We start from the raw sequence: 23,852 nt of genomic DNA, 5'->3' as shown, positions 1-23,852 counted from the left end.
ACCCGCCAGATCTTCCCGGCGCAATGGCCCGCGAAACCCGTCACCGCCCGGAGGCCCCGCCCATGTCCCAGCAGCCCCGCGTCTTCGCCTCCCCCGACGAGCTGCGGGCGGCCGTCGGTGAACAGCTCGGCTGGACGGACTGGCTGGAGATCGAGCAGAAGCGCGTCGACGCCTTCGCGGAGGCCACCGGCGACCACCAGTGGATCCACGTCGACCCGGAGCGGGCGGCGCAGGGCCCCTTCGGCGGCACGATCGCGCACGGCTTCCTGACGCTGTCGCTGATCCCGTCGCTGACGCCGCAGCTCTTCCGTGTCGAGGGCGTGCGGATGGGCGTCAACTACGGCGTCAACAAGGTGCGCTTCCCCGCTCCCGTACCGGTCGGCTCGCGGCTGCGCGCCACAGCGGTGATCGCCGACGTGGCGGAGGCGAAGGGCGGCTTCCAGGTCGTCACCCGGGTGACGATCGAGCGCGAGGGCGAGGAGAAGCCGGTGTGCGTGGCCGAGACGGTGGCGCGCTTCTACCTGTGAGCCGCCCGGCGCCCGCCGGTCACTCCCCGCCGTCCGCCCCCACCATCCGCAGCACGAGGTCGGCGTACAGCGCGCCGACCTCGTCGGGCGTACGGCGCCCTGCGGGGTTGAACCAGCGGGCCACGTCGATGCACAGCGACAGCACGGCCAGCGTGGTGCCCGGCACCTCGGGCACGTCGAACTCCCCGGCGGCCACCCCGTCGGCGATGATCGTACGGATCGCGTCCTCGCTCTGCCGCCGCAGCACGACGATCTCGGCGTAGTGGTCCTCGGCGAGCGCGCCGAGCTCGTACTGCACGACCCGCCCGGTGGTGTGGTGCTCGGCGTGCCAGCGCACGAAGGCGCTCACGGCCGACCCGAGCCGGTCGGCGGCGGTGCCGCCGCTGTCGCGTGCCTCGCCCAGCATCGCCAGCGAGCGCAGATGGCCCACCTTGCTGATCTGGTAGAGCAGCTCTTCCTTGGTCTTGTAGTGGATGTAGAGCGCCGCGGGGCTCATCCCGGCCCGCCCCGCGATGTCCCTGGTGGTCGTGGCGTGGTAGCCGCGCTCGGCGAACGCCTCCACCGCGGCGATCACCAGCCGCCTGGCGGCGTCGGGGGTGACGTCCTCCCACGCCTCGCCGGTCGCCGCCTCCGCACTCATCGCTCGCACGCTCCTCGGACCCGTTGACACGGCCGGGAGAGCCGGCCGCGCGGTTGTCAGGGTCACACCTTACCCGGGCGGGTGAGCAAGCGCTTAGCGGCAGCAGGAGGTCTCAGAACGCGGACACCCCGGTGAGGGAGCGACCTATCAGCAGCTTGTGGATCTGGCTCGTGCCCTCGTACAGCGTCATGACGCGGGCGTCCCGCAGCAGCTTGCCCACCGGGTATTCGTCGATGTAGCCGTAGCCGCCGAAGACCTGGAGCGCGTTGTTCGCGCAGCGCACCGCCGCCTCGCTCGCGTGCAGCTTGGCGACGGACGACTCGGTCGCGAAGGGCTGCCCGCGGTCGATGAGGTCGGCGACCTGCCAGGTCAGCAGGCGGGCCGCGGCCACGTCCACGGCGATGTCGGCCAGCAGCTCCTGGACGAGCTGGCGCCCCGCGATCGGTGCGCCGAACTGCTCGCGCTCCCCCGCGTAGCCGACCGCGGCGTCCAGGCACGCCTGGGCGATGCCGACGCAGCCCGCCGCGACCGACATCCGGCCCTTGGCCAGCGCCGACATCGCCACCGAGAAGCCCTTGCCCTCGGGGCCGAGCAGCGCGTCGGCGGGGACGCGGACGGCGTCGAGGGTGATCTCGGCCGTGGCCTGGCCGCGCAGCCCGAGCTTGCCGTGGATCTCCCGCCGGGTCAGGCCGGGGGCGTCGGCCGGGACGAGGAAGGCGCTGACCCCGCGGTGGCCGTCGGCGGCGGTGCCGGTGCGGGCGAAGAGCAGGACGACGTCGGCCCAGGTGCCGTTGGTGATGAAGGTCTTGCCGCCGGTGATGACGTAGCCGTCGCCGTCCCGGACCGCGCGGGTGGTCAGGTTCGCCGCATCGGAGCCGGTGCCGGGTTCGGTGAGTCCGAAGCAGCCGATCGCGTCGCCCGAGGTGAGCCGGGGCAGCCAGTGGCGCTTCTGCGCCTGGCTCCCCCACTGCGCGACGGACTTGGCGACCAGGCCGAGGGAGACCGACACGATGCCGCGCACGGACGAGTCCGCGCGCCCCAGCTCCTCGGTGACCAGGCAGTACGCCAGGTGGTCGGCGCCCGAGCCGCCGTACTCCTCCCCGATGGTCAGGCCCAGGAAGCCGACCGCGCCGAGTTTCTTGACGATCGCCCGGTCCACGGCCTCGGCGCGGTCCCACGCGGCCGCGTACGGGACGATCTCCCGCTCGGCGAAATCCCTGGCCAGCGCCTTCATGTCGGCCTGCTCGGCGGACAGCCCGAACGTCACGGCCATGTCCCTTCCGCCTTCCCCTGCGGCGCGATGCCCTTCCCCGCCCCGGGCGCGCGGTCCGGTGGCCGCGGAAACTACCATCGCTAGTTTTCTGTCGGCAGCCCCTACTATGTGCCGCATGGCCCGCCCCCGCAAGCCTCTGCTGAGCCGCGACCGCATCGTCACGACCGCGCTCGCGCTCGTCGACGCCGAGGGCCTGGCCGCGCTGTCCACCCGGCGGCTCGCGGCGGAGCTGGGCGTGAGCGGCCCCTCGCTCTACAACCACTTCGCCACCAAGGAGGCGATCCTCGACGCCGTCGCCGACACCGTCGTCGGGCAGGTCGACGTGTCGATGTTCGACGGCGGCGGCACGGCGGGGGCGCTCGCCGGGTCCGGCTGGCGGCAGGCGCTGCTGGCGTGGGGCCGCTCCTACCGCGCGGCGCTCAGCGCGCACCCCAACATCGTGCCCTTCCTGGCGGTCGGCCCCGGGCTGCGCCCCGCGGGCCTGCGGATGGCCGACGCCGTCTTCGGCGGCATGGTGGCGGCGGGCTGGCCGCCCGCCCAGGCCACCAGGATCGGCGCCGCGATGCGCTACTTCGTGACGGGCTCCGCCCTCGGCTCCTTCGCGGGCGGCTTCGTCGGCGACGAGGCCGCGTACGACCCGGCCGACTACCCGCACCTCGGCCAGGCCCACCTGCTCGCACAGCACCGCGAGCGGGTCGACGAGGGCGCCTTCGACACGGGGCTGCGGGCGCTCATCGACGGCCTCGCCCTCCGGTACGCGGCCGAGGTGGGCGGCGGGGACGGAATGTCCGAAGACGGCCGGGCGGTGGACGGCGGCTGACAGGATGGCGCCATGTCGACTCCGGATTCAGCAGCACCGAGCGCGCACGGCCTCGTCCAGGTCAATTACCACAAATACGACGGCACTCTGCACTGGAACCTGCGGATGCACCGGCTCGGTGAGGACGAGCACGGCGTGTGGCTCGGGCTGCCGCCGAACGGCGTGATGCGCAAGGGGCACGACCCGGACGTGACGATAGCCGAGGCCCACGTCCTGCTCTTCCCGCGCGACGCGTGGTGGACGGCGGTCTTCAACGCGGCGCCGCGCAGCACCGAGATCTACTGCGACATCACCACGCCGCCGCAGTGGCCCTCGCGCGACGAGGTGACGATGGTCGACCTCGACCTCGACGTGCTGCGCAAGCGCGACGCGGCGGCGCCGATCCTCGTCGACGAGGACGAATTCGCCGAGCACCAGGTGCGGTACGGCTACCCGCCCGACGTCATCGCCTCCGCGCAGGCCTCCGCGGAGTGGCTGATGGACGCCGTGGCGCGGTGCGCGGGCCCGTTCGGCGGCGCGCACGAGCCGTGGCTGGCGATGGTGGACCCGGCGCTGTGACGCGGCCGGGCGGTACGGATACGGGGCCGGCGGCCTGACGGTGGCGAGCGGTACGGATACGGGCCCGGCGGGGGCTCAGAAGACGACGAGGGCCCGGCCGCCGCGGCCTGCCGTCATCGCCTCGAACGCCGCCGGGATGCCGTCCAGGCCGATCCGGTCGGTGACCATGCCGGACAGGTCGAAGCGGCCCTCGCGCACATGCTCGGCCAGGACGGGCAGATCGACGGCCGGGTCGCAGTTGCCGTACACGCAGCCCGCCAGCGTCCGCCCGAAGTAGAAGAGTTCCAGCGCGCTGAAGGTGACCTTCTGGTCCTGGCCGCCGATGCCGACCACCGTCGTCCGCCCGCCGCGCCGCGTGCAGGACCAGGCGGCGCGGATCGTCTCCGCGCGGCCCGCGCACTCGACGGCGACGTCGGCGCCGTAGCCGCCGGTCAGAGCGCGGACGGCGCGGGCGGTGTCCTCACCGGCGACGAGGAAGTCGGTCGCGCCCGCCGCGCGCGCCAGCTCCTCCTTGCCGGGCGCCACGTCGACGGCGACGATCCGTCCGGCGCCCGCGATCCGCGCGGCCTGGACGACCGCGAGCCCGACGCCGCCGATGCCGTGGACGGCGACCGACTCGCCCTCGCGGACGGCCGCCGCGTGGTGCACGGCGCCGTAGCCGGTCAGCACCGCGCAGCCGAGCAGCGCGGCGTCCGTGAGCGGCACGCCCGGCGGCAGCGGCAGCACGGCGCCCGCGGACACCACGGTCTCCTCGGCGAAGACGGCGGTGCCCAGGCCCGGGTGGAGCGGGGTGCCGTCGGCGGCGAGCGTGGCGTACGGCTGCGCGGCCGCCGCACCCGCGTTGGCGCACAGCCACGGCTCGCCGAGCCCGCAGAAGTGGCAGTGGCCGCAGGCGGGCGCCCAGTTGAGCACCACCGGGTCGCCGGGGGCGACATGGCCGACGCCCTCGCCGACGGCGACGACCGTCCCGGCGCCCTCGTGGCCGAGCACCGCGGGGACGGGCTGGCGCAGCGTGCCGTTGGACAGCGACAGGTCGGAGTGGCAGACGCCCGCGGCCGCGAGCCGCACCCGGACCTGGCCGGGCCCGGGGTCGGGCAGCTCGATGTCGGTGACGACCAGCGGTGCGTTGACGGCGGGCAGGACGGCGGCGCGGACCACGGCTGTCTCCTGATCGGTACGGCGGGGCGGACGGGTGAGCCTACTGGTGCGGGGGCGGTGCGAGGCCTTGGCCGCTCCCGCGCGGTGACGTCTTGTCGATCTGTCGATGTGACGTCACATCGGTGCGCACGGGTGGCGGGGCCTTGCGCGGGCGGCCGAGCGTCAGAACTGGAGCGACTTGGTCTGGAGGTATTCGGCCAGACCGTGCGGACCCAGTTCGCGGCCCACCCCGGACTGCTTGTAGCCGCCGAAGGGGGCCTGCGGGTTGAACCGGCCGCCGTTGATGTCGACCTGGCCGGTGTCCATGCGGCGGGCGAAGGCGACGGCGGTGTCCTCGTCCGCGCCCCACACGGCTCCGGCGAGACCGTAGACCGTGCCGTTGGCGATGCGCAGCGCGTCCTCCTCGTCCTCGTAGCGGATCAGGACGACGACCGGGCCGAAGATCTCCTCCTGCGCGATCGCCATGTCCGGCGCGACATCCGCGAAGACGGTGGGCCGGACGTAGTAGCCGCGCTCCAGGCCGTCCGGCGCGTCGGGGCCGCCCGCCACGACCCGGGCGCCCTCCTCGATGCCGCGCCGGATGTAGCCGCGGACGCGCTCGCGCTGCCTGGCGTTGACGACGGGGCCGAGGCGCTCGCCCGGCACGTACTTGGCGGTGGCGGCCGCGGCGATCGCCACGGCCTCGTCGTAGCGCTCGGCGTCGACCAGCATGCGCGTCCAGGCGCTGCACGTCTGGCCGGAGTTGGCGAAGACGTTGGCCAGGCCGACGTTGACGGCCCTGGCCAGGTCGGCGCCGGGCAGGATGACGTTGGCGGACTTCCCGCCGAGTTCGAGCGCGACGCGCTTGACGGCCGATCCGGCCGCGGCGCCGATCCGCCGCCCGACCGCGGTGGAGCCGGTGAAGGAGACCAGGTCGACGTCCGGATGCTCGGCGAGCGCCGCTCCTGCGACCGGGCCGAGGCCCGTGACCAGGTTGAACACCCCGGCGGGCAGCCCTGCCGCGGCCAGGATCTCCGCGAAGAGCTGCGCCACGAGCGGGGTGTCCTCGGCGGGCTTGAGCACCACCGTGCAGCCCGCGGCGAGCGCGGGGGCGACCTTGGCGACGATCTGGTGCAGCGGGTAATTCCACGGGGTGATCGCGCCCACGACGCCGACCGGCTCGTGCAGCACCCGGGAATTGCCGATGCGCTCCTCGAAGGGGTGCGCGGCGGCCAGCTCGGCGTATCCGGCCAGCACGGCGGTGGGCAGGTCGGCGTGCACGGCGGCGGCGAAGGCGGGCGGCGCGCCGAGCTCGGCGGAGACGGTCGCGGCGACCTCCTCCCGGCGCGCGGCCAGCAGGTCGCGGGCGGCGGCGAGAACGGCCGCGCGTGCGGCGGGCGCGGTGGCGGCCCAGCCGGGCAGCGCGCCGCGGGCGGCCCGTACGGCGGCGTCCACGTCCTGCGCGTCACCTGCCGGGACCCGGCCGACGACCTGCTCGGTGGTCGGGTCGAGCACCTCGATCAGTCCCGCACCGGCGGCGGGCCGCCATTCCCCGGCGACGAACAGCGCCTCCCGCCCGGGGTAGACCTTCCCGCCGCTCGCGGCCCGCGCCGCCGCGGCGGCGTCCTCCGCCGGGCGGCCCGTGCCTGCCTCTTCCGCCTTGCCGTCCGTCCGCGCGCCGTCAGCCATGCTCCACCTGCCGCCTTCCGAGTGCTTGCGTCCGACACCCAAACTAGCGCCGATAGTTTTACGGTGCCAGGGCCCGCCGGGCCCGGTCCTGCCCGGCGCGCCCGCGCGCCCGGGGGCGTGCGCCCGCACCGCACCGCCGTGGGCCGCCGCCTCGGGGCGTATTCCGGCCGTTGGGCGGCCCGGTAGATGCGTACCGGCGCCGGTACGGCCGTGTGCGGCCCGGCGTACGCGGCCGCGGCCGGGTCCGTCGCTCGCGCGGTCAGTCCAGGACCGTCGCGAGGTAGGCGAGCAGCAGCGCCTTGGTCTCGGCGACGAGCCGCGGATCGCCCGCCGGGTCGGTGCGGAAGGCCAGTTGCAGCGCGGCGTCCGCGGCCTCGACGGCGACCGTCAGCGCCATGCGCAGCCGCGGGTCGGCGGGGTCGGTGGTGAGGCGGTCGCCGAGCAGCGCGGGGATCCGCTCGGCGAGGTCGTGGTTGGTCTCGCCGGGCACCCCGAAGTCCAGCAGCGCGAAGCCGGGGGCGGTGCGCTTCATGGCGGTGTACTCGTCCACCAGCACCTCGACGGCGGAGCGCCAGCCGCTCGCGGCGCCGGGGGCGTCGAGCCGGGCGGCGGTCCTGGCCAGGAATTCGTCGAGGTTGCGGTGCGCGAGGGCGTCGGCCATCGCGCGCTTGTCGGCGAAGAAGCGGTAGACCGAGCCGATCGGCACCCCGGCGCGGGCGGCGACGGCCCTGGTGCTGAGCCGTTCGTAGCCGCCCTCGTCGAGCAGCCGCGCGCAGGCGTCGAGGATGCGCTCCAGCCGCTCGGTGCTGCGCTGCTGGACGGGCGTGCGGCGCAGCAGGCCGCTGTCCGCGCCCGGTTGGCCGCCGTCGCCCGCCATCCGGTCAGCTCCCGGCGGCGAGGGCGTCGAAGAGCCGGCGCAGGTCGGTGAGCGCGTCGTCCAGCGCGGCCTGCGGGTCGCCGGCGCGGGCGATGGCCATCGCGCTCTCGCTCAGGCCGCCGTAGAGCAGCGAGGTCAGCGGGTCGGCCGGGCGGTCGGGCAGGGCGCCCTTGCGGATGGCGCGGGCGACTCCCCTGCGGGTCAGCTCGCGGCAGTTGTCGTCGAGTTCGCGCATCGCCTCCCAGCCGAGGGCGCCGGGCGCGTCGAGGAGCGTGATGCGCTGCACACCGGGGTCGAGCGAGGCCTCCAGGTAGGCGCGGCAGCCTTCGAGGACGGCCCCCCACGGGTCGGTGACGGTGCGGTAGGCGGCGGTGATCCGCTCGTTGAGGCGTTCCTGCTCGCGGGCGTAGACGGCCGCGAAGAGCTGCTTCTTGCCGGAGAAGTGGTGGTAGAGCGCGCCTTTGGTCACCCCGGCGCGCTCGCAGACCGCGTCCAGGGAAGTGGCGGCGTACCCGGCGGTCGCGAAGAGGGCGCGGGCGGCGGCCAGCAGGTCCTCGACCGTCGCGTCCGAGCGCTCCTGCTGCGTCGGGCGCACCCGCGGCTGCCCCGCGCTGTGCCCGGTCGCCGTACGCGCTGCCGTCACGGCCGTCCTCCTGTCCTGCCCGCCTTGCCGCGTCTTTCGGCGCGGCGCCGCCCCCGCCCGTGTGCGATCCGTGTCCCCACCCTAGCCAACAGCACCGCTTGACAGTCACATACCTACGGTATGTATGTTCCGTACCGCAAGTATGTTTCTTTGCCGAGGCTAAGGAAGGCCATGTCTCCTCCCGCCGGTCCCTCAAATCCCTCCGCCCCCACCGCCGCATCCGCCGGCCCGTCCCCCGCCACGTCCACCGCCGCATCCGCCGGCCCGTCCGCCGGCCCGTCCCCCGGCCCGGACGGCGGCTCCCCGGCGAAGCCCGGCACCGTGCTGCTGCTCAGCGCGGGGGCGACCTTCATCGCGTTCCTCGACACCACCGTCGTCAACGTCGCCTTTCCCGACCTGGCCAAGAGCTTCCCCGCGGACAAGGTCTCCGACCTGTCGTGGGTGGTCAGCAGCTACGCCGTGCTCTTCGCGGCGCTGCTGACCCCGGCCGGGCGTATCGCCGACGCCTTCGGCCGCAAGAAGCTCTTCCTGGCCTCGCTCACCGGCTTCACGCTCACCTCCGCGCTGTGCGCCGTCGCGCAGAACCTGCCGCTGCTGATCACCGCCCGCGCCCTGCAGGGCGCCACAGCGGCGGGCATGATCCCGGCGGCGCTCGGACTGCTGCTCGCCACGACCCCGCCGCAGCGCCTTCCCGCGGCCATAGGCGCCTGGGGAGCGGCCGGTTCCATGGCCACGGCGGCGGGTCCCGCGCTCGGCGGCGTCCTGGTCGACGCCTTCGGCTGGCGCGCGGTCTTCCTGATCAACGTCCCCGTCGGCGCCGCCCTCGTCCTGGCGGGCCTGCGCGGCCTGCCGGAGCGGACCGGCGCCCAGCGGCAGCTGCCCGACCCGGTCGGCACGACCGCCGTCACCGCGGGCATCGCGCTGCTGGTGCTGGGGCTGACCAAGGGCAGCGACTGGGGCTGGGGCGAGGCCGCCACCGTGGCGAGCGTCGCGGGCGGCGCGGCCCTGATCGCGCTCGCGCTGCTGCGGTCCGCACGCCACCGGGTGCCCGCCGTCGAGATCTCGCTCTTCCGCAACCCGACCTTCGCGGTGTCGTCGGCCGCCGCGGCCTTCACCGGGGCGGCGCTCTTCGCCTGGCTGCTCAGCAGCCCGCTGTTCCTCACCACGGTGTGGCACTACTCGGTACTCAAGGCCGGATTCGCCGTCACCCCCGGAGCCCTGACCTCGGCGGTCGCCGCCGTCGCGGTCGGCAAGCGGGCCAAACCGCACCAGTTGCCCGCGGTGGTCGCGGTCTCCATGGCGGCGTTCACCGCGGTCGGCGTCTGGATGTATCTGGGCCTGGGCGCCGACGCGCACTTCCTGTCCCTGTGGCTGCCGATGGGCCTGGTCGGCGGCGCGGCCTTCGGCGGCGCCCTGACCGCGCTGTCGACGGCGGCGGCCCGGTCCCTGCCGCCGCAGCAGTTCGCCTCCGGGGTGGGCATGACGACGACGGCCCGGCAGCTCGGCGGGTCGCTCGGCGTCGCCGCCACCGCGTCGGTGATCGCCGCGCACGGGATCGCCGGGCCGCAGGCCTACCGCGACGTCTTCCTGGTCTGCGCGCTGCTGGCCGCGGGCGCCGCCGTGGTGGGCCTGGCCATGACCCGCACCCTGCCGAAGGAGTCCTGACGTGGACCGCACGCACGACCCCGACGCCGGATCCTCCGGCGCGGGCGGCCGCCCCACCGAGGCCACCGACCCGCACTGCCTCGCCGAGGGCGAGAGCGGCGCGCTGCTGCGCGGGGCGCCCTGGCGGCGCTTCGCGGTGCTGGGCGACAGCCTCGCCGAGGGCCTGGGCGATCCGCTCCCGGGCTACCGCACGGCGTCCTGGGCCGATCGCACCGCGGAGGCGCTGCACGCCGCCGCGCCCGGCCTGGAGTATCTGAACCTCGGGGTCCGCGGGCTGACGACCGCCCAGGTGCGCGCGGGGCAGACCGAGCGGGCCGCCGCCTTCGCGCCCGACCTGGTGGCCGTGGTCTGCGGCGGCAACGACCTGCTGCTGCCGGGCTTCTCCCCCGACGCGGTCGCCGCCGAGATGGACCTGCTCTTCGGCAGCCTCGCCGTCCCGGGCACCACCGTCTTCACCTTCTCCCTGCTGAACGTGACCGCCGCCGTGCCCGAGCTGCGCGGCGGCCCGCTGGAGGACGGCCTCGCGGTGCTGGGCGACATCGTGCGCCGGGCCGCGAAGCGCCACGGGGCGCTGGTGGTCGAGATGTACGGCCACCCGGCGGCCGGCGACCGCGCCCTCTACAGCGCCGACCTCGTCCACGCCTCGGCCCGCGGCCACGCGGTGATCGCGGCGGCGGTGCTGCGGGAGCTGGGCGCGGCCGTCCCGGAGGCCCGGGGCCGGGTCGGTGCGGCACCGGCCTGACGGCCGGGGCCGGACCGGCCGGCGGGGTGCGATCCGGGCGCACGGGGGTCGTCCGGAGTTGTCCACAGGGCGCCCGGGCGAGGGTTGCCGTCGTGATTCCTATGGTTCAGCATAGGAATCACGACGGCAACGCGAGCGGGGAGCGCATCATGGACGACTTCGGCAGGGAAGACCTCGGCGGCGACGGGGCGGGCAAGGGGCTCGACTACTCGCCGGGCTTCGGCAACGAGCACAGCAGCGAGGCGGTGCCCGGCGCCCTCCCGGTGGGGCGGAACGCACCGCAGCGCGCGCCCTTCGGGCTGTACGCGGAGCAGCTGAGCGGCACCGCCTTCACCGAGCCGCGCGCGCACAACCGGCGCAGCTGGCTCTACCGGATCCGCCCCTCCGCCGCGCATCCCCCCTTCCACCGGGTGCCGAACGGCGCGCTGCGCAGCGGCCCGTTCCAGGACGTGGAGCCCGATCCCAACCGGCTGCGCTGGGGGCCGCTGCCGCTGCCCGAGGAGCCGGCCGACTTCGTGCAGGGCCTGGTCACGGTGGGTGGCAACGGCGATGTGCTGCGCCGCGAGGGGATCGGCATCCACTGGTACGGCGCCAACCGCGCGATGGCCGGGCGGGTGTTCTCCAGCGCGGACGGCGAGTTCCTGATCGTGCCGCAGCAGGGCGCGCTGCTGCTGCGGACGGAGTTCGGCCGGCTGCGGGCCGAGCCGGGCCAGGTCGCGCTGATCCCGCGCGGTGTCCGCTTCGCGGTCGACGTGCCGGACGGCACCGCCCGCGGCTATGTGTGCGAGAACTACGGCCGCCCCTTCCAACTGCCCGAGCTGGGCCCGATCGGCGCCAACGGGCTCGCCAACGCGCGGGATTTCCTCGCCCCCGTCGCTGCGTACGAGGACGGGGACGAGGAAACGGACGTCGTCAACAAGTTCGGCGGCAATCTGTGGTCGGCGCGCTACGACCACTCGCCGCTCGACGTGGTGGCCTGGCACGGCAGCCATGTGCCGTACCTGTACGACCTGCGCCGCTTCAACGTGCTGGGGTCGATCAGCTACGACCACCCGGATCCGTCGATCTTCACGGTGCTGACGTCGCCCTCCGACACCCCGGGCCTGGCCGGTGCGGATTTCGTGGTCTTCGCACCGCGCTGGCTGGTCGGCGAGGACACCTTCCGCCCGCCGTACTTCCACCGCAACGTGATGTCGGAGTTCATGGGCCTGATCGAGGGCGCCTACGACGCCAAGGCGGAGGGCTTCGTGCCCGGCGGCGCCTCGCTGCACAACATGATGTCCGCGCACGGCCCCGACCGGACCACCTTCGACCGGGCCAGCACCGCCGAGTTGATACCGCAGCGGGTGGACGACGGGCTGGCGTTCATGTTCGAGACGCGCTGGCCGGTCGTGCCCACCGAGTTCGCCCTGTCCGCCGGTCACCGGCAGCCGGACTACGACGCGGTGTGGGAGGGCCTTGAGAGAAACTTCCGGCTGTGACCTCCTCCGCCTCTCCCCCCTCCGCCTCTCCCTTCGCCCCGGATTCCCTGGTCCTGAACCGCAAGCTGCCGCTGTGGTACCAGGTCTCGCAGTCGCTGCGCGCGTCGATACTGGGCCGCCACCAGGACGACCCGCTGCGGCTGCCAACCGAGGACGCCCTCGCCGGGCACTACGGGGTGAGCGTGCTCACCATGCGGCAGGCGCTCAAGGAACTGGAGGACGAGGGCCTGATCTCCCGGCACCGCAAGCGGGGCACGTTCATCGAGCCGACGGCGCTGCGCGGCGCCCCGGTGCGGCTGCTCGGCTCGGTCGACGCGATCGTGGCGCAGCAGTCCGGGGGGCGCACCGCGGTCTTCCAGCACGGCCCGGCGTCGCTGCCGCCCGGGGTGCGCGAGCACTTCCCCGGGCTGGACGAGGCGGTGGCCTTCCGCCGGCTGCGCTGCGACGAGCAGGGCGAGCCGACCAACTGGGCGGAGAACTTCCTCCGCCCGGAGACCGCCGCGAGGATCGACCTGGCCGATCTGGAGCGCTGGCCGATGACCAAGGTGCTCAAGGACGTGCTGGGGGTGCGGATCAGCCGGATCACCGACACGGTGGAGGCGCGGCTGGCCGATCCGGAGACGGCCCGGCTGCTGCAGGTGCCCCTGCTCAGCCCGATCCTGCACTACACGGGAGTCACCTACGACGAGTCGGGGCAGGCTGTGGACGTGGTGCGGATCCACTACCGGGGAGACCGCTTCTCCTTCACCGTGACGATGGAGGCGCGCTGAGCGGCGTCAGTAGCATGCGTGCGGTGAGCGACAACGCGCCTCTGCTGCACGACCTGATGCCCTGGTCCGTGGCGCCGCTGCGCATCGGCCGCGGCTGGCCCGTGGCTCCGGACGCGGCGACGCTGCGGGCACGCTGGGCGCTGTTCACCGCGGCGGGCGAGGAGGAGCGGGAGGCGCTGCTGCACCCCAGCCGGGCGCGCGGGCTGCACAGCAGGGTCGGGCAGTTGCCGGGGCACCGCACGGCCACCACGGCGCTGGCGCGCGAGGAGGGGCCGTGCCCCGAGCCGGTGCCGATCGCGCACGGGGCCTACGACCGGCAGTGGCTGATACCGGATCACCGGCTGGTGGACGCCGCCCGGCCGGAGCTGTGGCGGGTGCTGGACGGGCATCAGGTCTTCGCGGTGGAGCAGGCGTTCGTGCCCGAGGCGGAGGAGCCGCCGGTGACGTTCGCCGCGCTGCTGCCCGACGGCCGCTCCCCGGCGGGCCGCCCGGGCCGGATCCGCCCGCTGTTCCGGCAGCCGGGCGGCCGGGACCCGAATCTCGCGCCGGGTCTGCTGGAGGCGCTGTCCGCGGCGTACGGGGCCGGGGTCAGCGCGTACGACGTGCTGGCCTGGGTGGCGGCCGCCGGGTACGCCGCGCCCGAGGGCTGCCGTGTGCCCTTCGCGGCGGGTCCCGAGCAGTGGCGGGCCGGCGTCGCGCTGGGCGAGCGGCTGGTGTGGCTGCACACCCGCGGCGCCCGCTTCGCGGACCCGGCGGCGGGCCGCGACCCCGGAGGGCCCCGGCTGCCCGGCGGCAGCCGCCCCTACGTCCGCGCGCCGCTGCCCGCGGCCCCCGGGCCCGGCGAGCTGGAGTACGACCCGGAGCAGCGCGAGCTGCGGATCGGCGCGGGCCGCGTCTCGCCCGTCTCCCCCGCCGCGTGGCAGCGCACGGCCGGCGGGGTGCGGGTCCTGGAGGCGTGGTGGGAGCGGCGTACGGCGCCGGGCCCGCCCGGCTCGCTGGAGGCGCTGCGCCCGCCGCCGTGGACCAGGTCCAGCACCTCGGAGCTGCTGGAGACGGTCAGCGTGCTGACGCTGCTCGCCGAGCTGGACGCCGAACGCCGGGAGCTGGCCCGCCGTCTGACCCCGCAGCCGGGGCCGGGGCAGGGTCAGGAGAGGGAGCAGGGCCGGGGCGGGGTGGGCGCGGCGGAGCTGCGGGACACGGGGGTGCTGCCGGTGCCGGCGGCGAGGCGCCGCCCCGCGTCCGTGCTCGACCACCGGGAAGAGGGTCCTGACGGGCAGTTCGCACTGGTGTGAGCGCACCGGGCGGGCGGGGAGAGTGCGGCCCGGGGCGCCGGTCGGCCCGCGGGGAGAGGCGGGCGCGGCTGGACGCAGGCAAGGGGGAGAGAAGGGCACGCCGACGCCCGGCCGCCGCGTCCGAGGACCGGCACCGTACGCGGCAGCGGCTGCTCAGCGGCAGCCGGAGGCGGTCAGCGGCGGTTGCCGAACAGCGACCTGCGCAGCCGGCGCAGCGGGGCGAAGAGCGAGACCCGGGCGCTGCGGCTGGCCGTGGCGTGGCTCACCGGACGCGAGGTCAGCTCGCGCATGAGCACGGTCGCCTCCTCGGCCTCGCGCTGGGGTACGGCGGGGCCGGCCAGTATCGACAGATGCCGGTCGAGCCGAGCGCTGGACGCGCCCGTTCCCGCATTGATGGCAGGCACTCTCGGCCTGCTGCGCATCGCTATCTGTTCCATGACTCTCCCCACCCTGATGAGGGCTCCCGGCCCGGGCAGGCTAAACCCTATCGCCCCGCCGCGTCACCCGTGCATCCCCCGTCCGACCATGATGCCCGATTCACCACCGCTTCAAGGGTGTTGACGCTCCCTCGACAGCGTCCCGCACCGTCGCCCACCACGGTACCCGCCGGTCGGGGGTGCCCGTGCGGCCCGCCGGGAGGGTCCCCGGGGCCCGCCGCAAGGATCCGAAAAGCGCTGGGCCGATCGGGTGGTTCTGACGGATCATGGCCTCATGTCCGTGACATCCGGCGAGCCGAGGAGGCACGTGCCGCCCACCACTCCAGCAGCATCGGCAGCGGAGTCCGGACCGGACGCCGACCCGGCCGCGGGCCCGGCAACGGGTCCGACCGCACCGCACCGCGCTCTCCCCCTCCAGATGGGCCTCGACGACGGCGACTCGCTCTCCGACGTGGTCGACGCCCTCTTCGTGGGCCGCTTCGCCGCCGGTGAGCAGCCCTTCGCGCGCGGCGCCGCGCTGGACAGCGTCAAGCCCGGCCGCACCCTGCTGCCCCCGGACGCCACCGTGCTGCGGCAGGCCCGCGCCAAGGACCGCAGCGCCACGCTCGCCGAGGGGGACGGCTGGACGGTCCTGGTCTCGCGCTGGAGCCGCGGCGCCGACGTCACGGTGACCGCCGTGACCGACGAGCTGGCCGAGAAGGTGCTCGGCTCGGCCGTGGAAGGCGCGGAGGACACGCCGGAGCCGGAGCCGGAGAGCGTCACCATGGGCTTCTGGTACGTCTCGCAGCGCCGCGGCCCGCACCGCACGGCCCGGCAGATCACCGCCGCGCCGTGGGAGGAGCTGCGCGGCAACTACACCGCGAAGGTCGCCGAGGCGATGGACGGGCTGATGAAGCTCGGCGTCGACGACATCACCGGCCGGCTGCTGCTGCTCCACGGCCCGCCCGGCACGGGCAAGACGTCGGCGCTGCGCACGCTGGCCCGCTCGTGGCGGGAGTGGTGCCAGGTCGACTGCGTGCTGGACCCCGAGCGGCTCTTCAACGACATCGGCTACCTGATGGACATCGCGATCGGCGAGGACGAGGGCGCGTCCGGCGGCCGCTGGCGCCTGCTGCTGCTGGAGGACTGCGACGAGCTGATCCGCGGCCAGGCCAAGCACGCCGCGGGCCAGGCCCTCTCCCGGCTGCTCAACCTCACCGACGGGCTGCTCGGCCAGGGCCGCAACGTCCTGGTGGGCATCACCACCAACGAGGACCTGGAGCGCCTGCACCCCGCGGTCGTCCGCCCCGGCCGCTGCCTGGCCCGTATCGAGGTCGGCCCCCTCACCCGCGAGGAGGCGACCGGCTGGCTCGGCACCTCCGAGGGCATCGGCCGCGAGGGCGCGACGCTCGCCGAGCTCTACGCACTGCGCCGCGGCGCCAACCCGGCCCTGCGCCCCGCCCCGCAGGCCGCCGACGGGCTCTACCTGTAGCGGTCCCCCGCGGCGGGTCACTCCCCGGCGTCCCCGTACGCCGCGCGCAGCGCCTCCTCGACGGCGGCGAGCGAGGCCGCGCGGTCCAGGCCGAGGCGGCGGGCCCGGTCGACGTACCCGGCGGCCGCGGCGGCGACCTCGCGGGCCCGGGCGTCGGCGGCGGCCACGTAGGTGCCGTGCCGGCCCCGGGTCTCGATCACCCCGTCGGCCTCCAGCGCCCGGTAGGCCTTCGCGACCGTGTTGGCCGCCAGCCCCGACTGCTCGGCCAGCCCCCGCACGGTGGGCAGCTTGTACCCCACGGGCAGCCTCCCGGCCCGCGCCTCGTCCGCGATCTGCCCGCGCAACTGCTCGTACGGCGGTACGGCCGAGGCCGCGTCGATGGTGATCTCCAGCGTCATACCGGGGATCCTGGCACAGCCCCGCCCGGGGCCGGGCCTTTCAGGACGCGAAGTCCACGGCCACCTCCCGGGTCTCCTCGTCGTCGCTCGCCGCGGCCCTCTCGACCAGTGCGTGGAGCGCGGGCCGGTCCGCGAGGTGGTCGAGCAGTTCGGCCAGCCTGCGGTAGTGGTCCGCCTCCGCGGTGGGCAGGAGCGTGTCGACGATGTGCCGGACGGCCGGCAGCACGGCTTCGCGACGCCCCCGGTCGATCACCCGCCTGGCCCGGCCCGCCCATCCGGGCAGCAGGGCGAGGCCGACCAGCTGGTCGAGCAGCTCCGGAACGTCGTCCGGCTGGGCTTCGAGGCACGAGAGAGCCGCGCCCCGCTCCCAGGCCGAGTGCCCCCGCAGGCCTGCCGCCAGCACCTGCCGACGGGACCCGGCGTTCCGGTGGAAGGCGGCGCGAGCCGCGGCAGCCTGCTGTTCCGCCGCGACGACCGCCGCCCACAGGTCCTGATCGGTCGTCCGGTCGTCCGCAGGCACGCTACTTCTTCCTTTTCATGTTCGGGCCGCCCCGCTCCCATTCCATACTGTTGATCAGGTTCTCGAATTCCTCGAACGGCATGCTCCGCGTGGGGTAGATGGTGGAATGTCCCGTCGGCATGCTTCCACCTGCGTCCTCGTCGTCCGCGATCATGGCAAGGCCGTCGGGGAGGGGTCCCTCCGTCACCATCGGACGACCGGTCAGCCCGGCGTCCTCCATGTGCGCGATCGTATCGAAGACCGACAACCCCCGTACGTGCACCGCCTGCAGGTCCCCGGCGGACGGAGGGTGCACGAATCCGTCGTCGTCGACCACGATGTCCCCCTTCTGCTCGGCATCCATCGGACGGACACGCGGATTGCCCGCGGTGAAGCACATGGCCCCCGTGTTGTGCACGAGAACCGCCGTCCCGCCCGCCAGCACGTAATACGTGTGCAGCCCCTCGACAGTGAAGTTGTACATGTCCTGGGCGGGACTCGGGAGGTGCCGGATCGCGGCCACCGTCACGGACGCGTTCGTGTCCGTGACCAGATGGTGGCCCTGCGGCAGGGCCCCTGCCCGGGTCCAGGCGTGGGCGCTGTCGTCCCAGAACGGGTGGTTGTTCGTGGTGTGGAGAGTGGCGGTCGTGCCGTCACCGTTCAGGACGACCACGTCGACCAGGTCGGAGTCGAGATGGACGAAGGTCGCCGTGACCTGACGGGCGCCGCGGTGCTTCCCGTTCTCCGGGTTCGCCGATTCGACCTCGTCGCCGACCCGCACGTCCTCGATCGGCTTGGTCCTGCCGTCCTTGAGGAGAATCCGGGTATCCGGATCGAAACTGCACTGGCCTATGGCGTCGTCGTCCCCGATGACCTTCTCCAGCGCGCTGGCGAAGTCCTTTTCCGCGGTTCCGACGCCGTCCGCGACCGCGGCACCCTCACCGCCCGCAAAGAGGAGTGCGGCCTCGCCCATCGTTTTTCGCGAGGCTTCGAAATTGCGGGCGTCACGTGTGCACTCGGCATAGTGGACGAGACAGTAGGTGGCCGCTATGTCCTTGGCCCCCACGATGTCGTCCGGATTCTCCAGGAGGTACACGTACGCCTTGTTGCAGGCGGTGCGACCGAAGCAGACGCTGTGGGGCTTACCGGTGGCACCGTCCGGGGTGTCCCAGTAGCTGTCCCCCAGCGGGGAATTCCTCATGTACTTGAAAAGGTCCGCGCTCAGGTCCTGGGAGTCCTTGGTCGGCGGGGCCCATGCCTTCACCCATTTCTTGTGCGCCTCGTTCTCCGCCTGGTCCCGCTTCGCCTGCGCGGTTGTCTCACCCACCCAGCCGGAGCTGGTGAGATGGCAACTGGCCAGCCGGAAGCAGTCGTCCGGGATCTGCCCGGTGGGGTCGCTCATGCTCGTGGGGTTGTTGTCGGCGTAGGCGTAGCCGTTGATCTGCTGCGAGTCGGTGAAGTCCAGCAGCGGATCCACGGAGACGAAGCGGCCGGTGGCGGGGTCGTACTCACGGGCGCCCAGGTGCGTGAGTCCCGTCGCGGCGTCGGTGGTGCCGCCGACGAAGCCCTTCGTCCCCTGCCAGCCGGGAGCGGAGGCACCCCTCGGGGCACCGAAGATGGTGGTCCTGCGGCGGGTGACGGCCTGGGTGGCGGCGTCGATCTGGGTGGTCGCGGTGCCGTGGGCGTCGGCGATCAGGTACGTGAGTTTCCCGCCGCTCCGCATGGCGACGGTCGTGCCGTTGAAGTCGTAGTAGCGGGTGCCGACGAGGGTGCTGTCCGGCTTGAGGAGCAGTTCGTTGCCGTCGGGCAGGTAGAGAGTGGTCCCGGAGGAGTCGGTGCCGGTCAGGCGGTTGCCGCCGGCGTCGTAGGTGTACGAGGCGAGTGTGGTGGCGCCCTGTGTGACGGAGGCGAGGTGCCCCTGCGCGTTCCAGTCGAGTGACTGTGGGGAGCCGCCGTCCGACGTGCGGGTCTCGGTGTTGCCGGCCGCGTCGTAGGTGTAGCTGTCGATGTGCGGAGCGGTCCCTGTCTGCGTCACCCGTGACAGCTGATGGGTGCCGGCGGCCGGGGCCGCGTAGGTGCGAACGGTGTCGACGGCGGGTCCGGACGCCGTCGCGTGCTGGGTCTCGGACGTGCGGTCGCCGGAGGCGTCGTAGCTGTAGGACGTCCAGTACGCGTCGGGGCCGCCCACGGTGGCGGCCGAGGGGCCGCCGGCGCACGCGCCGCCGGTGCCAGGCGTCCAGGCGTCGGTGACACGGCGCAGGGCGTCCAGAACGAAGCACTGGGTGTCGGTGACGGCGGCCGCGTCCTGACCCGTGGTGTCGGTGATCGAGGTGACGTTGCCCGCCGGGTCGTGCGTGTAGTGGGTGGCGTCGACCCGCTGGGACGCGGTGTCCCGGTCGGTGATCTGGTCGGTCAGCGCACCGGTGTGTTCGTCGTACTCATAGGAGTTGTAGACCCTCTGCCCGAAGGCCCCGAGCTCCTCACGGGTGATGCGCCCGTAGTGGTCGTAGACGGTGTTGGACACGAGGGCGTCCGATCCGGCGCTGAGCGTCACGGGGAGCGCCTCGTTCGCCGTGTACAGCGGGGTGACGTCCTCCTGCGGGAGGCCGCCCAGCGCCGGCTGCCGAATCCACTTCACCTGCCCGGTCGGGTAGTAGGCCGTCGTCCACTTGTAGGTGCCGGCGAGCCCGCCGGTGCCGGGTACGGTCACCTGGGAGACCGCCGGTGCGTACAGACTGGTGTAGGACGTGACCTCGCTGGTGTACGGCTGCCCGCCGACGTACTGGACGGACTTGGCCGGCTGCCCGATGCCGCCTGTCGCCGTGTCGTACGTCCACTCGGAGAGCGTGGTGGTGGCGCCCTGGTAGGTGGACGTGAGCTTCGTCTGGCGTCCCAGGCTGTCGTAGTCGCTGTGCAGCGTGTACCCACGCGGGTCCGTGACGTCGGTGATGCGGTCGCCCTGGTCGTAGGCCGTCGTGGTGTGGCCCTTGTCTGGGTCGTCCTCGCCGGTCTTGCGCCCACGGACGTCGAAGCTGTACGTCCACTTCGCACCTGTCGGGTCCTGGACCTGCGTCAGGCGTCCGTGGGCGTCGTACGTGGAGGTCGTGGTCTGCGTCCTGGTACGTGCGGTGTCGGTGTACTCCTCCACCGCGGTCGCACGCCCGAGCGCGTCGACGACTGTCGTCACCGCGGTGCCGCCGGCCGGCGGTACGACGGTGATGGTGTCTCCGGTGTACGAGGTGGTGGTCGTCTCGACCGGGTCGCCGAACTTCTTGTTGACGACCTTGACGACTCGCCCCGCCCCGTCGTAGACGGTGTCCGTCGAAGCGGGGTAGTGGAGTTCTTCGCCGGTGACCGGTACGGGCTCCGCCGCGCCGTCGGCGTAGTAGGTGCCCGAGCCGCGCCAGGCCGTCCCACGGGTGTCGTAGAGCGTCTCGGTGACGAGCCGTCCGGAGCCGTCGGGCGACGGCGCCTGCGTCTGGTAGGCGCGCAGCATCCCGTCGTAGAAGGCGTAGCCGGGCCGGTAGACGTTCTGGTAGTTGAGGGTCTGCGTCGTCACGACCACGGGACCGTCGTTGCGGACGGTGTAGGCGTACGTGTAGCTGGGGCGGTCCGGAAAGTCGGCCTGGGTGTGGGCGGGCGTCCACCGCTGCGTCGCTCGGCCGAGGGCGTCGTACGTGGTGCTGGTGACACGGTTGTTGGCGTCGGTGGTGCTCCGCACCTGGCCGTTCACCGGGTCGACCACGGTCGTCGTCGTCTGCTTCAGCGGGTTGGTCACCACGCTGAGGGTGGCGGTCTCGCCTGTGGCCGGTGTGTACGTGGTCGTGGTGACCTTGCCGTAGGCGTCGGCGCTCTGCAGGGCGCGCCCGTAGATGTCGAACCCGTCGGCCGGGGAAGCGGACACCTGGTCGTAGCCGGTTCCGGTGCCGTTGATCTGCTCGACCTTGGTGACGTCGCCCTTGGTGGGCGCCGCGGTGAGCGAGGTGGCGCCGTCGTAGTAGGTGCGGGTGTGGCCCAGGATGTCGTCGGGAAGGGTGGCGTCGGTTCCGCAGGGCCTGTCGACGTTCTCGGTCTCGGCGGGCTTGTCGAGCAGCCACAGGTCGGTGTTGCGGGCGTAGGTGGTCGTCGCGCAGGTCTCGTCGCCGGTCTTCTGGGTGTCGCCGGTGGACGAGACCGTGCTGACCATCCCGTACGCGTCGTAGGTCGTGTGGGTGGCGGTGGTGCGGGTGCCGCCGGTCACGGTGGTGCGGTTCTGCTGGTCGGCGGGGCCGGTGTGGTAGGCCACGAGGTCGGGCAGGTCGGAGCGGGCGCGGACCGCGGTAGGCGCGGACCGCCACGGGGTGTAGGCGGTGGCGGTCACGGGCTTCGAGGTGTCGTCACCATCGTAGGTCACGATCTCGCGCTCCATGCCCGCGAACTGCTCGCGGTCGGTGACCGCGGCGCCGGTGGAGTCCTTGACGGCCGCGCCGTCGATGCCGCGGAAGTACCGCGCCTCGCTGAGCGTGCGCGGGTCGGAGCCCGCACCGGTACGTGTCTGCACGAGTCCGTAGCCGCGGGAAACGGAGTACGTGCGGTCGGCCGCCTTGGTGAGTTCGTCGGTCGACTTCCCCCACGCGGCCCCCTGGAGGTAGGCGTAGGAGGTGACCTTGTCCGGGGTGTCGGCGAGGTTGTCGCCCTCCACCACCCGCTCGACGGGGTAGGTGTTGAACCAGTCGGTCTTGGTGTTGTCCCCGTCCTCCCATTTCACGGGGTAGCAGGCAGTGGTGTTCGTGGCGTCGGCGGGTGGCAGGTGGGCGGCGGTGCAGCCGGGGTCGTCGTAGTACACGCCGATGGTGCCGCCGGTCTCGGTGGTGATCTCGGACATGCGCAGCCGGACGAAGGGCGCGAGGCCGTCACCGGTCTTGTCGACCCGGTTGGCGTGCTGCTCACCGGCGAAGGTCACCGCAGGCAGCGACAGGCTGCCGCCCGCGAGGTCGTGTCCGGTGCGGGTGATCGAGTTCAGCCACATCGGGGTGGAGATGCCGTCGCCGGCCGGCGGGAAGCCCTGGCTGAGCTTCCAGGAGTCGACGTCCTTGTACGCGCCACCGGTCAGGACCTGGGTCGTGACCTGGGTCAGCCTGCGCCGGGACCAGAAGGTCGGGGCGTACTGGTCCTTGCACTCCGTCGCGCCGTCCTTGCAGTACTGGTCGACCGGCGTGTCCGGCCAGTTCGCGGCGTGGTCGGCGTCGAAGGTGCCGCAGCCGGACAGGCAGCGCTCGTCCGTGGCGAAGAGCACCTTGCCCATGGCCTTGCCGGAGTAGACGGCGTCCTTGCGCAGCCCGTAGTCGATGTGGTCGAGGTAGCCGCCGCGCGTGTACGAGGTCGGCGTCGCGTCGCCGGTCGTGCTGCTCACGTCGCGGCCGTACCGGTTGGTCTCCTTGTTCCAGTAGTACGCCATGGCGTCGCCGTGGACGTCGACCACGTAGTCCAGCTGCCAGCGCCAGGCCTGCTGGCACCAGGCCGACGCGAAGGAGGCGTCGTAGCACGGCTCGCCCGACTGGTTGCCGAAGACGGGCACGGTCCACGCGGAGTCGGTCTCCGGGGTCGTGGAGCCGGTCCACCCCGGGAGGCGGTTGAGACCGAAGTAGTACTGGGTGCCGTCGGTGGTAGTGATCTTCCAGTACTCGCCGTTGTCGTCCCCGTTGACCGCCCCGTCGAGCTTCTCGACCTTCTCGCCCGAGTCGTCGGCCGGATGCCAGCCGCGGCTGGCGTCGTGGACGAGCTCGGTGGACTTCCCTCCCAGCGACAAGGTGGCGTTGTCGTTGTACCAGCACTCGTCACCCACCTTGGTGGTGTTGGTGCCGCCGTCCTGGTCGTCGTCGCAGGGCTTGTAGCTGCGCTCGACGAACCCCGGCTCGTACGACCAGCCGTCACCGATCCATGACGGCTGGTTGTTGCTGGCGGACGTCCGGCCGTCGACCGCCTGGGAGCTGTAGCCGAAGGACACATCCGGTTGCAGCCCGCCCGGCACGGCCGGTGCCGCCATCGGGTAGGACCAGTTGAAGGCACCGGTCGAGCCGCCCGCGCTCCAGGTACCCGAGGAGTTGAGCGACGTGGCGGCGTACGTCCCCGAGGAACCCGACGCGCCGGCTTCGGCTGCCAGGACGGTGGGACCGGCGGTGGCGGTCACCTGCGCGGAAAGGGTGGCCGCGGTGGTGTCGTTGGTGGTCGGGACCGGGGTGCGCACCTGGCATCCGGGCTCGTCGGGCGTTGTCAGCGCGCACGCGGGCAGCTGTGCGAGGTGCAGCCGGGCCGCCCAGTCACCGCCGTACGCGTCTTTGAAGTCCGCGTAGTCGACGTCGACGTCGAGCGGGGCGGACCGCCCGGAGCCGTCGCTGCGATTGACTGACAGCAGCAAGCCGTCGACGCCGGCCCGTTGCGCCGTGGCACGGTCGGCCACGGCCACCCGGACCTTGGCGGCCAACGACTGGCCGGTACGCAGGGCTCCGGACGGGTCGGCCACCCGGACCGGCAGCGTGCCGGCGCGCACAGGTGCGCGCGCGGGCGAGGCGTCGGCCTGCCCCGCCGCGGGCCATCGGGCCGCAGGGGCCTTCCCGTGCACCGCTGCCGCGTTCGGCCGCTTCGCCGACCCCCCGAAGGCGACCGGTGCGACCGGAACCGTCACCGGCTGGTGCACCTTCGGCAACGACAGGCCGACGGCTTTCTCGGCCGTCGCCACGGGGGAAAGAAGCCCCGCCGCGACCCCCAGGACCGCTGACACCGTCATCACGCGCAACCCGAACCGGCCCACGCCGACACCCCACCCCTGAAAGTCGTTGGCGAATGACGGCCAGACATTAACAGCGGGGTCACCGGTTCCGCCAGACACAAAGGACGTGGATATCTCTGCGCACATCTCCGCCCGACCGAAAGCCACCGCGCGCGAGGACCTGG

19 protein-coding genes are annotated in these 23,852 nt (G+C 73.4%); 9 read left to right on the top strand and 10 right to left on the bottom strand.

Annotated features, from left to right (window positions below; translation table 11 throughout):
* Positions 1–62: 62 nt before the first annotated feature.
* On the top strand, positions 63–527 hold the full coding sequence (locus ACH4SL_RS24125; protein WP_398448917.1) for a MaoC family dehydratase: 465 nt from the start codon (positions 63–65) through the stop codon (positions 525–527).
* A gap of 19 nt (positions 528–546) precedes the next feature.
* Here the strand turns inward: ACH4SL_RS24125 and ACH4SL_RS24120 are convergent, their stop codons facing one another.
* Both ACH4SL_RS24120 and ACH4SL_RS24115 read right to left on the bottom strand, forming a co-directional pair.
* On the bottom strand, positions 547–1,167 hold the full coding sequence (locus ACH4SL_RS24120) for a TetR/AcrR family transcriptional regulator (protein WP_398448915.1): 621 nt from the start codon (positions 1,165–1,167) through the stop codon (positions 547–549).
* A gap of 112 nt (positions 1,168–1,279) precedes the next feature.
* The gene (locus ACH4SL_RS24115) at positions 1,280–2,440 is read right to left on the bottom strand and encodes an acyl-CoA dehydrogenase family protein (RefSeq protein ID WP_398448913.1); all 1,161 of its coding nucleotides are present in this window, start codon (positions 2,438–2,440) and stop codon (positions 1,280–1,282) included.
* A 115-nt stretch (positions 2,441–2,555) separates the two neighbouring features.
* Between ACH4SL_RS24115 and ACH4SL_RS24110 the strand changes: the two genes are divergently transcribed.
* Both ACH4SL_RS24110 and ACH4SL_RS24105 read left to right on the top strand, forming a co-directional pair.
* Positions 2,556–3,260: a TetR/AcrR family transcriptional regulator gene (locus ACH4SL_RS24110; protein ID WP_398448911.1), complete on the top strand. Its 705-nt coding sequence runs from the start codon at positions 2,556–2,558 to the stop codon at positions 3,258–3,260.
* Between the two features lie 12 nt (positions 3,261–3,272).
* A complete protein-coding gene (locus tag ACH4SL_RS24105; protein WP_398448908.1) occupies positions 3,273–3,818 on the top strand; it encodes a DUF402 domain-containing protein in 546 nt (181 codons plus the stop codon).
* 75 nt (positions 3,819–3,893) lie between these two features.
* Here the strand turns inward: ACH4SL_RS24105 and ACH4SL_RS24100 are convergent, their stop codons facing one another.
* From ACH4SL_RS24100 to ACH4SL_RS24085, 4 genes are all read right to left on the bottom strand, one after another.
* Entirely contained in the window at positions 3,894–4,976 is a 1,083-nt protein-coding gene (locus tag ACH4SL_RS24100) for a Zn-dependent alcohol dehydrogenase (protein WP_398448906.1), read from the bottom strand.
* Between the two features lie 162 nt (positions 4,977–5,138).
* On the bottom strand, positions 5,139–6,644 hold the full coding sequence (locus ACH4SL_RS24095; protein WP_398448904.1) for an aldehyde dehydrogenase family protein: 1,506 nt from the start codon (positions 6,642–6,644) through the stop codon (positions 5,139–5,141).
* A 259-nt stretch (positions 6,645–6,903) separates the two neighbouring features.
* Entirely contained in the window at positions 6,904–7,521 is a 618-nt protein-coding gene (locus ACH4SL_RS24090; protein ID WP_398448902.1) for a TetR/AcrR family transcriptional regulator, read from the bottom strand.
* Between the two features lie 4 nt (positions 7,522–7,525).
* Positions 7,526–8,164 (bottom strand): TetR/AcrR family transcriptional regulator, encoded by a 639-nt coding sequence (locus ACH4SL_RS24085; protein ID WP_398448900.1) that lies wholly within the window; start codon positions 8,162–8,164, stop codon positions 7,526–7,528.
* Positions 8,165–8,335: 171 nt separating this feature from the next.
* Here ACH4SL_RS24085 and ACH4SL_RS24080 point away from each other — a divergent pair, with 171 nt between their 5' ends.
* From ACH4SL_RS24080 to ACH4SL_RS24060, 5 genes are all read left to right on the top strand, one after another.
* Positions 8,336–9,829 carry a DHA2 family efflux MFS transporter permease subunit gene (locus ACH4SL_RS24080; RefSeq protein WP_398448898.1) on the top strand — a complete coding sequence of 498 codons (1,494 nt, stop codon included), beginning with the start codon at positions 8,336–8,338 and terminating at the stop codon, positions 9,827–9,829.
* Position 9,830: 1 nt separating this feature from the next.
* The gene (locus ACH4SL_RS24075; RefSeq protein WP_398448895.1) at positions 9,831–10,571 is read left to right on the top strand and encodes an SGNH/GDSL hydrolase family protein; all 741 of its coding nucleotides are present in this window, start codon (positions 9,831–9,833) and stop codon (positions 10,569–10,571) included.
* 149 nt (positions 10,572–10,720) lie between these two features.
* Positions 10,721–12,052 (top strand): homogentisate 1,2-dioxygenase, encoded by a 1,332-nt coding sequence (gene hmgA / locus ACH4SL_RS24070; RefSeq protein WP_398448893.1) that lies wholly within the window; start codon positions 10,721–10,723, stop codon positions 12,050–12,052.
* Positions 12,049–12,822 (top strand): GntR family transcriptional regulator, encoded by a 774-nt coding sequence (locus ACH4SL_RS24065; protein WP_398448890.1) that lies wholly within the window; start codon positions 12,049–12,051, stop codon positions 12,820–12,822. The genes hmgA and ACH4SL_RS24065 overlap by 4 nt, the downstream gene beginning before the upstream one ends.
* A 14-nt stretch (positions 12,823–12,836) precedes the next feature.
* Positions 12,837–14,114 carry a type ISP restriction/modification enzyme gene (locus ACH4SL_RS24060; protein ID WP_398448888.1) on the top strand — a complete coding sequence of 426 codons (1,278 nt, stop codon included), beginning with the start codon at positions 12,837–12,839 and terminating at the stop codon, positions 14,112–14,114.
* Positions 14,115–14,287: 173 nt separating this feature from the next.
* On the opposite strand, the gene ACH4SL_RS24055 is transcribed toward ACH4SL_RS24060, so the two are convergent.
* Positions 14,288–14,551 (bottom strand): hypothetical protein, encoded by a 264-nt coding sequence (locus tag ACH4SL_RS24055; RefSeq protein WP_398448886.1) that lies wholly within the window; start codon positions 14,549–14,551, stop codon positions 14,288–14,290.
* Between the two features lie 274 nt (positions 14,552–14,825).
* On the opposite strand from ACH4SL_RS24055, the gene ACH4SL_RS24050 reads away from it, so the two are divergent.
* Positions 14,826–16,022 (top strand): DUF5925 domain-containing protein, encoded by a 1,197-nt coding sequence (locus ACH4SL_RS24050; protein ID WP_398448884.1) that lies wholly within the window; start codon positions 14,826–14,828, stop codon positions 16,020–16,022.
* A gap of 17 nt (positions 16,023–16,039) precedes the next feature.
* Here ACH4SL_RS24050 and ACH4SL_RS24045 read toward each other — a convergent pair whose 3' ends face one another.
* The 3 genes from ACH4SL_RS24045 to ACH4SL_RS24035 are packed head-to-tail and all read right to left on the bottom strand — an operon-like array spanning position 16,040 to position 23,583.
* Positions 16,040–16,420, bottom strand: a complete 381-nt coding sequence (locus ACH4SL_RS24045) for a GntR family transcriptional regulator (protein ID WP_398448882.1) — start codon at positions 16,418–16,420, stop codon at positions 16,040–16,042.
* Positions 16,421–16,460: 40 nt separating this feature from the next.
* A complete protein-coding gene (locus ACH4SL_RS24040; RefSeq protein WP_398448880.1) occupies positions 16,461–16,940 on the bottom strand; it encodes a hypothetical protein in 480 nt (159 codons plus the stop codon).
* Position 16,941: 1 nt separating this feature from the next.
* Complete coding sequence (locus ACH4SL_RS24035; RefSeq protein ID WP_398448877.1) at positions 16,942–23,583, bottom strand: polymorphic toxin-type HINT domain-containing protein; 6,642 nt, start codon at positions 23,581–23,583, stop codon at positions 16,942–16,944.
* Positions 23,584–23,852: the final 269 nt, after the last annotated feature.

The organism is Streptomyces sp. NPDC021020, assembly GCF_044333285.1.
In the GTDB taxonomy this organism is placed as follows: domain Bacteria; phylum Actinomycetota; class Actinomycetes; order Streptomycetales; family Streptomycetaceae; genus Actinacidiphila.
The sequence above is the reverse complement of the archived record's forward strand: the minus strand, read 5'-3'. Positions and strand labels throughout refer to the sequence as shown.

Excerpts from the sequence above, each read along its gene's own strand:
- ACH4SL_RS24125 (WP_398448917.1), top strand. The coding sequence starts at position 63 with ATGTCCCAGCAGCCCCGCGTCTTCGCCTCCCCCGACGAGCTGCGGGCG.
- ACH4SL_RS24120 (WP_398448915.1), bottom strand. The coding sequence starts at position 1,167 with ATGAGTGCGGAGGCGGCGACCGGCGAGGCGTGGGAGGACGTCACCCCC.
- ACH4SL_RS24115 (WP_398448913.1), bottom strand. The coding sequence starts at position 2,440 with ATGGCCGTGACGTTCGGGCTGTCCGCCGAGCAGGCCGACATGAAGGCG.
- ACH4SL_RS24110 (WP_398448911.1), top strand. The coding sequence starts at position 2,556 with ATGGCCCGCCCCCGCAAGCCTCTGCTGAGCCGCGACCGCATCGTCACG.
- ACH4SL_RS24105 (WP_398448908.1), top strand. The coding sequence starts at position 3,273 with ATGTCGACTCCGGATTCAGCAGCACCGAGCGCGCACGGCCTCGTCCAG.
- ACH4SL_RS24095 (WP_398448904.1), bottom strand. The coding sequence starts at position 6,644 with ATGGCTGACGGCGCGCGGACGGACGGCAAGGCGGAAGAGGCAGGCACG.
- ACH4SL_RS24090 (WP_398448902.1), bottom strand. The coding sequence starts at position 7,521 with ATGGCGGGCGACGGCGGCCAACCGGGCGCGGACAGCGGCCTGCTGCGC.
- ACH4SL_RS24080 (WP_398448898.1), top strand. The coding sequence starts at position 8,336 with ATGTCTCCTCCCGCCGGTCCCTCAAATCCCTCCGCCCCCACCGCCGCA.
- hmgA (WP_398448893.1), top strand. The coding sequence starts at position 10,721 with ATGGACGACTTCGGCAGGGAAGACCTCGGCGGCGACGGGGCGGGCAAG.
- ACH4SL_RS24060 (WP_398448888.1), top strand. The coding sequence starts at position 12,837 with ATGCGTGCGGTGAGCGACAACGCGCCTCTGCTGCACGACCTGATGCCC.
- ACH4SL_RS24055 (WP_398448886.1), bottom strand. The coding sequence starts at position 14,551 with ATGGAACAGATAGCGATGCGCAGCAGGCCGAGAGTGCCTGCCATCAAT.
- ACH4SL_RS24050 (WP_398448884.1), top strand. The coding sequence starts at position 14,826 with ATGTCCGTGACATCCGGCGAGCCGAGGAGGCACGTGCCGCCCACCACT.
- ACH4SL_RS24045 (WP_398448882.1), bottom strand. The coding sequence starts at position 16,420 with ATGACGCTGGAGATCACCATCGACGCGGCCTCGGCCGTACCGCCGTAC.